The 13,066-nt window shown below is 24.9% G+C and carries 16 protein-coding genes; 6 read left to right on the forward strand and 10 right to left on the reverse strand.

From position 1 onward, the window contains the following. Positions 1-24: 24 nt before the first annotated feature. From DDW03_RS00810 to rplD, 7 genes are read right to left on the reverse strand one after another with little or no spacing between them, the layout of a single operon-like run. The gene (locus DDW03_RS00810; protein WP_228615172.1) at positions 25-717 is read right to left on the reverse strand and encodes an RIO1 family regulatory kinase/ATPase domain-containing protein; all 693 of its coding nucleotides are present in this window, start codon (positions 715-717) and stop codon (positions 25-27) included. After that, positions 714-1,466, reverse strand: a complete 753-nt coding sequence (locus tag DDW03_RS00815; RefSeq protein ID WP_228615173.1) for a DUF63 family protein — start codon at positions 1,464-1,466, stop codon at positions 714-716. The genes DDW03_RS00810 and DDW03_RS00815 overlap by 4 nt, the downstream gene beginning before the upstream one ends. Continuing rightward, the gene (locus tag DDW03_RS00820; protein WP_228615174.1) at positions 1,466-1,855 is read right to left on the reverse strand and encodes a hypothetical protein; all 390 of its coding nucleotides are present in this window, start codon (positions 1,853-1,855) and stop codon (positions 1,466-1,468) included. The genes DDW03_RS00815 and DDW03_RS00820 overlap by 1 nt, the downstream gene beginning before the upstream one ends. Positions 1,856-1,886: 31 nt before the next feature. After that, positions 1,887-2,549: a 30S ribosomal protein S2 gene (gene rpsB / locus DDW03_RS00825; protein ID WP_228615175.1), complete on the reverse strand. Its 663-nt coding sequence runs from the start codon at positions 2,547-2,549 to the stop codon at positions 1,887-1,889. After that, entirely contained in the window at positions 2,512-3,243 is a 732-nt protein-coding gene (gene rpl2p, locus DDW03_RS00830; RefSeq protein ID WP_228615176.1) for a 50S ribosomal protein L2, read from the reverse strand. Before rpl2p ends, rpsB begins: the two co-directional genes overlap by 38 nt. A gap of 1 nt (position 3,244) precedes the next feature. Continuing rightward, entirely contained in the window at positions 3,245-3,505 is a 261-nt protein-coding gene (locus DDW03_RS00835) for a 50S ribosomal protein L23 (protein ID WP_228615177.1), read from the reverse strand. A gap of 9 nt (positions 3,506-3,514) precedes the next feature. After that, positions 3,515-4,342: a 50S ribosomal protein L4 gene (gene rplD, locus DDW03_RS00840; protein WP_228615178.1), complete on the reverse strand. Its 828-nt coding sequence runs from the start codon at positions 4,340-4,342 to the stop codon at positions 3,515-3,517. A 63-nt stretch (positions 4,343-4,405) separates the two neighbouring features. Between rplD and DDW03_RS00845 the strand changes: the two genes are divergently transcribed. Further along, positions 4,406-6,055, forward strand: a complete 1,650-nt coding sequence (locus DDW03_RS00845) for a hypothetical protein (protein WP_228615179.1) — start codon at positions 4,406-4,408, stop codon at positions 6,053-6,055. Here DDW03_RS00845 and DDW03_RS00850 read toward each other — a convergent pair. Both DDW03_RS00850 and DDW03_RS00855 read right to left on the reverse strand, forming a co-directional pair. Continuing rightward, on the reverse strand, positions 6,007-6,495 hold the full coding sequence (locus tag DDW03_RS00850) for a hypothetical protein (protein ID WP_228615180.1): 489 nt from the start codon (positions 6,493-6,495) through the stop codon (positions 6,007-6,009). The two genes, DDW03_RS00845 and DDW03_RS00850, sit on opposite strands and share 49 nt — an antisense overlap. After that, entirely contained in the window at positions 6,492-7,718 is a 1,227-nt protein-coding gene (locus DDW03_RS00855; protein ID WP_228615181.1) for a replication factor C large subunit, read from the reverse strand. Before DDW03_RS00855 ends, DDW03_RS00850 begins: the two co-directional genes overlap by 4 nt. A 114-nt stretch (positions 7,719-7,832) precedes the next feature. On the opposite strand from DDW03_RS00855, the gene DDW03_RS00860 reads away from it, so the two are divergent. The 5 genes from DDW03_RS00860 to DDW03_RS00880 all read left to right on the forward strand — a co-directional run bounded on the left by DDW03_RS00860 (position 7,833) and on the right by DDW03_RS00880 (position 12,595). Beyond that, positions 7,833-8,363 (forward strand): hypothetical protein, encoded by a 531-nt coding sequence (locus DDW03_RS00860; RefSeq protein ID WP_228615182.1) that lies wholly within the window; start codon positions 7,833-7,835, stop codon positions 8,361-8,363. 254 nt (positions 8,364-8,617) lie between these two features. Then, positions 8,618-9,814 (forward strand): hypothetical protein, encoded by a 1,197-nt coding sequence (locus DDW03_RS00865; RefSeq protein ID WP_228615183.1) that lies wholly within the window; start codon positions 8,618-8,620, stop codon positions 9,812-9,814. Positions 9,815-10,020: 206 nt separating this feature from the next. Then, positions 10,021-10,659, forward strand: a complete 639-nt coding sequence (locus DDW03_RS00870; protein WP_228615184.1) for a hypothetical protein — start codon at positions 10,021-10,023, stop codon at positions 10,657-10,659. Positions 10,660-10,891: 232 nt separating this feature from the next. Then, positions 10,892-11,632, forward strand: a complete 741-nt coding sequence (locus tag DDW03_RS00875; protein WP_228615185.1) for a hypothetical protein — start codon at positions 10,892-10,894, stop codon at positions 11,630-11,632. 201 nt (positions 11,633-11,833) lie between these two features. Further along, entirely contained in the window at positions 11,834-12,595 is a 762-nt protein-coding gene (locus DDW03_RS00880) for a hypothetical protein (RefSeq protein WP_228615186.1), read from the forward strand. A 48-nt stretch (positions 12,596-12,643) separates the two neighbouring features. Here the strand turns inward: DDW03_RS00880 and DDW03_RS00885 are convergent, their stop codons facing one another. Then, a complete protein-coding gene (locus DDW03_RS00885; RefSeq protein WP_228615187.1) occupies positions 12,644-13,063 on the reverse strand; it encodes a hypothetical protein in 420 nt (139 codons plus the stop codon). Positions 13,064-13,066: the final 3 nt, after the last annotated feature.

A 13,066-nucleotide genomic window follows, 5' to 3' on the forward strand; every position in this document is an offset into this window, starting at 1 on the left:
TATATAGAAAATTATGAATAATTTTTAAATACCAATGTACTCTCTTATATATTTCATATCATAATTTAAGTTCAATTTCTTTGATATATTTAATATATTATTTAAATCTCTATTGAGAAATTCTTCAGAATATGGAGAATCAATTGGTATTGATTGAGATACATCTATTATATATGGAACATTATTAAATATAATTATATTATATTCTGAAAAATCCCCATGAATTAATTTGGCTTTATTATATATTTTTTTATATTGATCTAATATATCGAAAAATAATCCTTCCTTATTTTCAATTGAATTATAACTATCATGCAATAATAATGGCCCATTTTCATAACCTATATATTCCATTACCAATATATTTCCCTTATATAGGTATGGAATGGGGACTCTTACCAAATTTTTATACATTTTTCTTAAATTCATATATTCTTTTTTTACCCATGTATATATTATCCCAATCTTTGTCCTTGGAAATTTATATATTCTAGGATCTGCTTTTAAATAATTTACTTGTTCTTTATAGCTTATTGACATTATTTTATATATCTTTATTGCAAATTTTCCAGACCTTACAACAATTGCCTCTTTACCTTCAGATATTAATGTTAAATCATCCTCAATATAATGATCTTTATACAATTTATCTAAATAGTATAGTGTATTTTTATCAAATACCTTTCCATATACTTTCCATATTTCCCTATATTTCATATTAATATATCTATAAGACTATTTCTTAAACCTGGTAGAAATCCCAAATAAAATAACATTAAATATATTACATTTCCTAGATCATCCTTTAAATAATATTTTGTATAAAGGGCAATAAATAATGTTAAAGATAATTTTAATCCATAAAATAATAAAGGATTATTATATTGAAAGATAATGATATTTAATAACTGATGTTCAGATTGTAAATTAAAATAATATATTGAGATAATTGAAAAAATAATCTCATATATTTCTCCAAATATTGATAAATAAAATAATTTTTCCTTATATGATAAATAAATTAAAATAGAAAATAATAAAATGAATATTAAAAATGGTAATAAATTTATTGGTCTTCCAAAAATAAAAAGGGGAATTTCCAATATTAAAATTGCCAATAATATATATAAGTAATATTTTCTATATTTGTATAAAAATAGAACTGGTAAAAAAGATATTAAAATCCATAGTTCTAATAGAGGTGTAAATAATAAATATGTTTTTATTGTATAACCGAGATCAATATTTACTCTTGGAATAATAAATATTAAAGTTAAGATAATTAGATCTAATAAAAAATATCTATCAATAATTACTTTTTTATTTTTTACAAATAGATAATAAAAGAGAATAAAACCTATAACAAATAATAATCCATATAAAAATGTATTATATATATTATATTGATATTGATATCCTATTACTGGATATATAAAATATTGATAAAAAATTTGATATAAATTCATTAACGCCTATAATATTGAAAATATTGGAGTAAATTATTTAATAGAGCAATTATATTATCTAACTTTGTTGCAATTGTATCTAACTTTGTACTTAGCATTTGTATTGCATTATAATCAAAATTTTGATATTGATTATTATATCCATAATTTTGTGGAAAGTTTGGTAAATATGCTTGAGGATTTAATTGTCCTGGGAATTGATTTTGTTGGAATACATTTTGATTTTGAACTGGTGGTGGAGGTGGTAATAATGGTTCATTTGGATATGGACCTGGAGGATAATTTCCTGGTCCTCCTGGTGGATAATTCATAAAATCTTCTTGCTGGTTTATATCATAATTTTCATTATCCTTTTTTCCAAAAAGATTCTTTATAAAATCCAATGCCATATAATATTATAAAATTTCTTAATATATAAAATTATTCTTCCTCCTCTTCCAAACCCTTTTCCATAAATTCTTCATAAGATATGGGTAATTCTCCCCTTTTAGATAATAATCCCCTATTTCTTAAATATTCCCTAGCAATAATATAATATAATAAAGCTAAAGATTTTGCTCCTCTATTATTTGCAGGTATAGCAATATCTATATAACTTAAAGAATTGTTTGTATCAACAAAGGCAATTGTTATTTTTCCAGTTCTATATGCATCCAATAATGCATTTCTATCAAGTATAGGATCTGTTATTATAACAACATCAACATCCTTAAATATATCTAAAGCAGGATTTGTTAATAATCCTGGAGGATATCTCTTTGGATAAACATTTATTCCAGTATACTTATTTAACATTTGAAGTGGTTTTCTTGCAGTTTCTCTTCTTCCAACTGCTAATATTTGATATGGCTCATATTTAGATAATAACTTTGTTGTTAATCTCAATCTTTCATCCAATTTTATTACATCTATAATTGCCAATCCGTCAGATCTTATTCTAGCAATAAACTTTTTTGTTTGTTTATTCTTTATTTTTGTACCTATATGAACCCCTGCCTTTATATATTCTTCTAAACTAACCAACCAAATATTTTCTTGCGCCATTTTATATTGCTTTCTTTCTTCCAGTCCTTCTTGAGCCATATTTACCATACTTTATTGGATATCCATGTTTAGGTAATGGAGTCATTCCACCCTTATTTCTCTTATGCTTACCTCCCAATGGATGGTCTGCAACATTTCTTGCAGTTGGTTTACTAATTGGCCATTTTCTATGATGGGCTTTTTTAAAGTAATATTTATTTCCAGCTTTAACAAATGGTTTATCTGTTCTTCCACCTCCGGCAACTGTTCCCAATATTGCTCTAGAATATAAATTGACCATCTTTGTTTTTCCAGATGGTAATTTTAATATTGCATATTTGTCTGTTTTTTGAACTAATATACATGATGTACCAGATGTTCTTGCAATCTTTCCACCATCACCAGGAGAAATTTCTACCATACAAACACTTGATCCATCCGGAATAACCTTTAATGGTAAAATATTTCCATTTTCTACTGGAGCATTTACACCTGCATAAATTTCTTTTCCAACATATAAACCTTCAACAGCAGGAACTAAAATTTCTTCCCCAGTTTCAAATTTTATCTTAGCAATTGGAGCATAATGAACCTTATCCTTTATTATATCTACAACAACACCTTTTACCTTATCTTTCATTTCTTTTTCATCTAAAGGTCTAAAGGAAAATTTTCCTATTGAATAAAAATCTGGGACCTTATATATATTCTTTCCTTTACCTAACCTCTGCTGTAATATTGTATTTCCACCCATTTTATATTAATCCTAATTTAGATAATATATCTTGGGCCTTATATTCCTTTTCTAATATAACATATGCCTTTTTTCTTCCTTTATAATCTATCAATGTATTTACTTTTTTTACTTTAACATTAAATAGTTTTTCAACAGCCTCTTTTATATCTTTCTTCGTAGATAATCTATTTACAATAAAAATAACCTTATTATATTTATCAAGTAAATACATATCTTTTTCTGTTAATTCAGCATAAAGTATAACATCTTTTATATCCATCTTATAATTTCATATGTATAAATTTCTTAAATCTTCTATTGCCTTTTCACTCCATATAATGAATCTACCTAATTTACCACCAGGAGCCAATTTTTCTATATTTAATTGATCTACTTTTGAAAACTCCACACCATCAATAGAAACCTTTGGTAATTGAGAATCAGAGGATAATACAAATAAAATTCCTCTATATTTTTTTATTCTTCTATTTCTCATTTTTCCTTTTCCAGCTCTTTGTTTTTTATTTTCTTTTACATATTCAATAAAGTTTATTATCTTTAATTTATTAAATAAATTCCTATATTCTTTTGCTTTCTTTAATTCTTCTAGATTGGATATAACAATTGGTAGACCAAAAGTATTAATTGCTTCATTTAAATAAATAAAAGATTTTGTATATCTATTTTTTATATAATCTAAATTTGAAGATGCAGAAATTGCAGATAATATTGCTAATCTTTTTTCTTTTTTATTTATTTTTCTATGCCAATCTTTTTCTGGTTTTGGTGGATGTGCTCTTCTTCCCTTTACAGAACCTGGTATTACTCTAGCTATCCATATAAAATTACCAGCAATTTTTGCAAATATTGATCTAGGAACCCTCGATATACCCCTTTTATATGAAGATCTATATGTATATCTCCTCTTTGATGTCCATGCGGAAGCTTCCATACCTGCATATTTATATGAACCATATGGTACTCTATGGCTTAACATATATGCTCTAAATACTTTATATACTATATCCTCTCTTATTTCATATTTAAAGTGTTCAGGTAACTCTATTTCTTTTATTTTATTACCTTCCTTATCATAAACAGGTATCATATTTTCCATGGCTATATTTTATATATAAAACATATTTAAATCTTTATAATAACTCACATTAACTATTAAGATATGTATGAACTTATTAATGATATTATAAAAAAGAGCCTTAGAAAGATTACCATAATATTTAGTATAATAATTGCATTAATAATTATAATAGGAAAATATTTACCAGTATTAAAAATATATTATCCAATTTTATATTTGTCTGCTGTTGTTTTTTCATTAGAAGTTATATTTCTAGAATATTATAAAACAAAAAAATCATTGGATAAATCTTTACTATATTATATAGCATATTTGTATTCTCTTTCATTTTCTACAAGCAATATTAAAAGATTATTAGAAATTGCAATTGAAGAAAAAGCAGAATTTAAAGATATAAATTATTATATGTCAAAGATACTTTTTTTAACAAAAAAATATAATTATACAATCCCAGAAGCTATAAGATATGTATTACCATATATTCCAAATAGTAATTTCAAAAGTTTTTTAGAAAGATTTGCAACTTCAATTGATATAGGTGAAGAAATATCAGAATTTTTATATAAAGAATATGAGACACAATTGGCAATATATGAAGCAAATTATGAAAAAGGTTTAGAAAATATAAGATTATTAGATGAATTTATAATATCTTTATTATCATCTTTAGGATTTGCATTTTCTATAATATTATTTATTCCATTCTTAATAGGTGCAAATATAATATTTTTACTGGCGGATTTCTTTATAATATTCATTGTAATTAATTTACTTATATATTATGTATCAAAATATTATATCCCAGATGATGGATTATGGTCTCATTCAAAAGAAAAACCAAAAGAATATATTACAATAAGATATTTATTTTACCTTCTATCTTTTTTATCCTATATATTATTTTTAGCATTATTTTTAGTATTAAAATTACAATTATTAGAGGCCTTTGCAATAGCAGTTACACCATTAGCATATGTAAGTTATAGGATGATATTATTAGAAAGAGCATTAAAAATAAAAGAAAATCATTTCCCAGCATTCTTTAGTAGTATAATAGAATATTCTGAAATATTTGGAAGTAATCAAACAAAAATATTGGATAATGTTATTATACATGATTTTGGTTTATTAAATGAAGATATTAATAGATTAAGGAAAAGGATAAATATAACAAAAAATTATTCCGAATCCTGGAGATATTTTATAGTTGAATTGGGTAGTTCTATCGCAGAAAAAATAATAAAGGTATTTGAAAAAGTTTTATCATATAATGGAGATACAAAGAAGGCAGGAGATATGTTATATAATATATTAATAAAGATAATTGAACTTAGGTCTAGAAAATCTCAATTTATATCAAATTTAAGGGGTATTATATATGGAACATATATAGCATTTATAGCAATTTTATTTATAATTGCTCAAATATTATATTTATTAAACCAGATGTTTCAGGGTATATCTACAGCACTCGGTACTGCAGTAGCTCAGATAGGTATAAATATATATACATTTTCAATACCTCTATATATATTGCAAGATTATATATTTGTAATATCTATTATTGAAGCTTTTATCTTAGCTGGAACATTAAAAAATATAGATGGGGGATCTAAACTTGGAATGTTCTTAGATGCGACAGTTATGATATGGTTAAGTGCACTATTAAATATTGGGGTATATTATTTATTTACATATGTATTCTCTGGTCTATCTTTAGTAAAAATATAATTTATTTTTCTTTCCTTTGGTATAAAATCTTTCAATATATTATTTTTAACATAAACACTACATAAAATATCATTATTATCTTTTGCTATATAAAAACCATTTTCATAATTTTTTTCCAATTTTATATTTTCATTATATTTATAAAAAAGATTTTCCTTTTTTATTTCAATATTTTTATTAGAATTTATTCCAAAAATTTGTGCACCTTCTATACTAAATCTGTATATATTATTTTTCTCTATTTTAATTACATATAAACCATATTTTTTTATATATTTTTCATCTAAAAAATCTGGAAAATTTTTATTAAACATATATATTTTATCTTTATTAATAAAAAATCTATATTTCTTTATTATTGATTTATCTATATTTGTATTATAATATTCTTCTATTTTCTTAAATATTTCTTCTATATTCTTTTTATTTAATTCTTTCATAATTTTTCTATAGCACTCTTTATATATGATATTTCATTTTCATTAAATCCTAATATTTTTGCATATTCTTTTCCTACTTTTTCATTTTCTTTCATTAAAACAATTAATGTATTTATATATACTTCTCTAATTCTCTTTTTTGATGTATGAACCTTCTTTTGTAAATTTTTTGATAATTCTTCAATTTTTTCTCTTATTTCTTTATTTTGTGATAATTTTTTTACATATTGTGGCATTCTATATTTTGTAAATTTATTATATCTTTTTTCTTTTGCCAATGCAACACCAGCATACATTAATGTTGTAAAATATTTTAATAGATCCCAATATTGTCTTCTATAAATTCTTCCATAAAATACAACTGCCAAAGATAACCAATTATAAGCTTCATATATTTCTTTTATATTTTCATATTCATTTGATATATTCTCTTCAACCCATGCTTTAATTTCTTCAGGGTCCATATCTACATCTGCAAATGGTAATGTAGCACCCATTATTGTATTTGCCTTAAACATCTGACCCAATGCTCTAAATATTGTAATTTCTCTTTCTCTATAACCTAAAACTTCTAAATCTTTCAATGTAATATGGTTAGTCATTGTTGCCAATGCTTGTAGATCATTTATTGCACTTCTTAAATCTCCAGAAGATCTTTCTACAAGTGCAGATAATGCATTTTCATCAATTGTTATCTTTTCATTTGCACAAATTCTCTTTAATTGTCTTATTATATCGGCATTTGATAATTTTTTGAATTCAACCATATCACATGAATCTCTTAATTTCTTAAATTTTGGATCCCATGGATCATTTGCAGTCAATATTATTGGCCACCTTGATTCTTCTATTATTTTTACCAATGCCCCAACTCCTCCTCTATCTTGAAATCCTGCTAATCCATCTACTTCATCAACCAAAATTATCCTTCCTTTTTTGAAAAATGGTTTTCCCTTTATTGCTTCTCCCAATTTCTCATGTATAACCCTTGCATTTCTATTATCTGAAGCATTTAATTCTACAACTTCATAATTTAAATCATTTGCAATTGCATATATTGATGATGTTTTTCCAACACCTGGAGGTCCATATATTAATAATGCCTTTTTACTTACATTTGGATATTTTTCAATAAAGGATTTTATTTTTCCAATAGCCTCTGATTGATTAATTATTTCATTAATATGTTTTGGTGCATATTTTTTTATCCATGGCTCAACCATTATTTATATTTTTATATCAAAATATATAGATTAATATTAGGTTATCTAATAGTTACTATTTGATGATAGATAGTAACGATAGATTTAAAAATTTTTTCCAACAATAATTATAGTATGGTAGATGAAGATCTATCAGAATTAGAAAAAATGTTAAAAAGAGCCCAAATAGATAAAGAATATAGAAGGGATAATAAAGATTATTTAGAAGAAACAAAAAAGTTATATGATGAAATATTAAAAAGAGCTCCACAAGCAGAAACAACATTAGAACTACTATTAAAAAGAATAAATAGCTGTGACCTATGCGATAAAGGAGAAGAATCTGGTGTATTTAAAGCTAGTATAATGAGTGCTTTTAGAGAATATGTTGAAGAAATAGATCCTACAAAACCGGATTATAAACAGAAAGTAAATAATTTAGAGTATAGTATGTTACATTTATCAACTAAATTGGTATTTACTGCAACATATATAACCTTCTTAGAAGAATTGCAAAATAATCTACGTAAATATGATTCATTAGAAGAAGCATATAGGTGGACATCTGAATACATTAAATCAGCTATAGGATATCTACTTGAAGATCCTATAGGACACAGAAAAAGATTTGAAGAGTATATGCAAGTTGACAAATTATTAAGGTAGATTATTATATAAAAAATAGAGAGTTCTTACATAAAAATATAAAATCTTTTTTATTTAATTTTTATTTAATGACTAAATAAAGATAAAAGTCTACTTAATATAACACTCTTTTTGTTGTATATTTTTATCCAGCTTAATCATTATTTAATATTTCTAATTAGAATATTAAAATATGTAGGATATATCTGCATAACTTCTATCTAGTGATAGATAGTAACGATAGATTTAAAAATTTTTCTAACAATATTTTTAGTATGGTAGATACCTCCTCATATCAAAAACAATCTAAAACATCGGAAGAATTAGTAACGAAAAAACTCAATAAAGCTATAGCAGCATATACTTCTTATCTATTTACAAAGAGTAACGTACTGGAGAGAGTATCAGAAAAAGAAATACGCGCATTAAGACCATTAGAAAGAATAATAAAAAAGTTAGATGAATTTGGTGAATGTAAAAGTTTTTTAACCAATGATCCAGAAACTCTCCAAAAGTGTATAGATGAATATGAATTTAAGGATGGCTTACTTAGAGGTATTTCTGCATATCACATATGGGAACGTACACCAGAACAAATTGAAGAATTTACAAAAGGTTTAGAAGCATTGTCAAGAGGAGGAAAACGAGCAATAAAAGATTTATATCAACGATTCCAGCAATATAAAATTACTTCAGTACCTCAGGAAGATTTAGATCCCAGATTATTTGCAATAATACCCGAAATTAGTGCTATTGAATCTCTTATACTTCGATATTTAGAGAATCCCAGAGATTATAGAGAACGAGTTAGTAAATATTTAGGAAAAAAACCATTAGAAGCAAGAATAGAAAAAGGAAAAGAAGTAGAATCATATGATGAATTAAGGAGGGCCATAAAGGGATACACCCTTTACTTATCTTACAAAGAATTTGCACTTAAGGTAGTATCAGAACATATACCAGAAGCTTTACCATCGTTAGTAAAATTAATAGAAAACTTAGAAGAATGGAGAAAGTACAGAATTTTTTCATATATCGATAAAAAATATCTCAAAGAGTATGCAGATAAATATTACGTTATGGCTCACATCCTTTCAATTATTCCAGAATGGTGGTTATCAAAGCATGAGCATACACTAGAGGAAATTAAAAGATTTACAGAAGGTTTGGAATTTTTAGCAAGAAAAGGCAAAGAAATAGCAAATGGTCTATATAAACTTTATAAAGAAGCATATAGATTGGCATTAGAAGATATATCAAAAGGTAAGCAAACTATATATCCATATGAGCTAGAAAATGTACGCTCAATTGCGGCTGGAAGGATAAGATATCTTCTAGAAAAGTATTTTAGGAATCCTGAAGAGTATGAAGATCAACTTATGAAATATGCAGGATTGAAGCCATTAGACTGGTTTGATAGAGCAATATGTAACTTATATGGCGGCTGTAAAACAGAAAATCAAAGTACATAAGACTTTTTGATAAGATCATTTTTTATTTAATCTTTTATTTAATGACTAAATAAGAAGAAAAATTTTCTTGATATACTAAACTTTTGCTATATATTTTTATCCATAATTCAACTCTAGATATTAAAATTATGGGATATATTGTATAACTTCTATCTGGTAATAGATAAAAACAATAAGTTTAAAATTCTTCCAATATAATATATATTATGGTTAAAACACTAGATGAAAAAATAGAAGAAGCTAAACGAAAAATAATAACAACAGAATCCAAATATGAGGATTATGCAACAGCAATAAGACATGCATATGAACAGATAAGAGAAGTAGATCAAGAAAGTATTCCATTATTGTGGAATTTAATAAAAACTATGGAAAAATTTTCAACCTTTGACATAGAACTTAAAGAGTTCATATTATCCAATATACGTAAAGTGGCATCTTATGTTGAATTATATCCATATTTCAAAGAAAGAATTATTCAAAACTTAAGAAGAGGTATAGAAATCTTAACAAATGAGGAAGGACTTCTTAAGATGAATGAATTATATTCCCTTATATTAGATGGAAAAATACCTTTACAAAATTTTGACAAATATTTAAAAGAAGTACATGATTGGGCCTATAGAAATAACCTAAAATGGGATCAAGAAACTAAAATAAAGTATGCACGGCAAAAAGGAGCATATGAGTACATTGGAGTTATTATAAAAGGTTTATTAATGGATCCAACTAAGTATGAACCATTATATAAACAACTTATAGAAACATATGATTTAGAAAAATTTGTTGAACATTTACAAAAAGAATATGAAAAGTTAATCCCAAAAAAAGATGTAACTTTTTAAGATATAATCATAGCATATTTTTAATAAAACTTTTCTAATTTTTTAGTGATTAAATAAAGAGAAAAATTTCCTTAATATACTAAACTTTTTGTTATATCTTTTATCCATGGCTCAACCATTATTTAATATTTCTAATTAGAATATTAAAGTATGTATAATGAATTTAATATAATTATTGCCTAATAGTAGATAATAACGATAAACTTAAAAAATTTTTAATAATTAATTAGTTATGGCGGACAGACCCTCTGATAAGAAACTTCTCGCCGAACTGTTTGCTAATGTATATCATAACATAGTCTCTGCCGAACGACATCAATGTAAATCATCTTTAGAGGATACACTAGCCGAATTAAATCGACAAATAGTATATATCGAAGTTGAAGTATTTGAAAATATGGGTGCTGAAATGTTCTATAAAGTGAATAAAAAACTTCGACCATCATTAGATAAATTAATGCGAACTATAAGAGAATGGATAAAATACGGAAAATCTTTAGAACCATCAATACCGATTATTAATAGATTATATTATACAAATATATGGAATATTATAGATAAATGCTATTTTGCAACCAGTATATTAAGACCTATTAATCAATACTTAGAAGCGGTAAGTTTCGAATCTAACAAATCGAATTTTGAAAAGAAATTTGATAATTTAAATAAAGTTATAGGTTATTTATTATCTCTAGAGATACTTAATGCTTTGTATGCAAGATTTTATAATAACGCTAAAGAAGTACTTGATAAATTAGATGAACCAATTGGAAATGATAAATTTGAAGATAGACCAATTAGCTATTCAGCAGGACTTAAGGATGTTATTGATGAAATTAGGCTTAGTTTTCAGGAAGCATCTAATGATATTGAAGGTATCATAAAGTATCTATTAAAAAATCCTGAAGAAAATATAAAACAAGTTAACAAAATTATAGGAATTAGTGAAGATTATAGAAATAATAAAAAATAGTTTGATATGTATAAAACTGAAAGAATTCTAGCATCTTTAGAGGCTTACCATTACTAAAAGATATGCGTATTTTTTATCCTTAGTTTAGTCATTATTTTTATTTTAGAATATTAAAGTTACATTGAATATATTAAAATAGTTACTATTTGATGCTAAATAAAAACAATAAATTTAAAAATTTTTCTAACAATATTCTTTAGTATGTCAAAGACCTCCAACAATTTAAATCCAGAAGCCTATTTTCAGATATTTAAATTATTAAGTACATTTAGTACAAGGATGTATGAGGAAGAGTTAGGAAAAGAGTTTGTAAAAGAATTTGGAGAAAAATTAATAGAATATGCAAAAAATTCATATGAAGAGTATCAAAAAGAGTTACAACAAGCTCATAACAAACTACCTCAAACATATAGAGAGATGCTAGATGTATTACTAAAAAAGATAGATGACTCAGTTCCATGTAAAGAAGAAAATTGTCTAAATTCATATGAATGGTCGGATATTTATCAATATATATATAAAAATCACTTTAAGGCCAATGTAATAAGAATTATTAACAAACATCTCGAAGGATTGGATTCTGCACTACCAAATTATAATAAAGAAATTAAAAATATAAGAGATGTTTTAATAACCCTCTCAGAGACGGAGGTAAATAAAACATTGTTTGCAGCTTATATGTTAACAGAATACAATGCCTTAATCGATATCCTAAGCAATCCAGCAAACTCATCAATTAATGATAAAATATTTAAACAGATAAAAAATTTAAAGGCATCTAATGATGTTCAAAACTATATTAATGCTATCCAAAACTATATTGAGAAACAAATGGAATGGATTGACTTATCATATAAAAAGGCATCTGAATATATTGAAGATACTATAGAAGAGCTTTTCCACAATAATGCAGAAGGATTTGTCGTAAAAATGTTAAGTGCATTATTTAAATATATTGCTTAAATATAATAGAAATAGTTTATAAGATAAATTGGTATAAATCTTTTTTATTTAATGACTAAATAAAGAGAAAAGTCCACTTAATATACCACCTTTACTTTCAACTATTTGGCATGGTAAAATTGCCTCATATTGATTACCATTCACAGTATAATATACTCTTACATATGCATTTAATATAATAATATTATTATTTACACTGCATGCATTCATAGATCCATAATTTATATTTCCTAAATTGCATGTTGAATTTTCATAGAAATTATATACTGTTACATTTTCCAAATTTTGTTTTGCAGTAATTATAACAAGGGATGTTCCATTTGCGTATTGACAACTATATGTAAAATATTCCAAATATGGAGGTAAATAAGATGTTACATAATAAATATATATTGCATATAGAACAACCAATATAAAAGCTGCTACACCAACCCAGATTACAAATTTTGGTATCTTTGATATATCCATAAA

The sequence above is a fragment of the Candidatus Nanobsidianus stetteri genome (genome assembly GCF_003086415.1).
Classification (GTDB): Archaea; Nanobdellota; Nanobdellia; order Nanobdellales; family Nanobdellaceae; genus Nanobdella; species Nanobdella stetteri_A.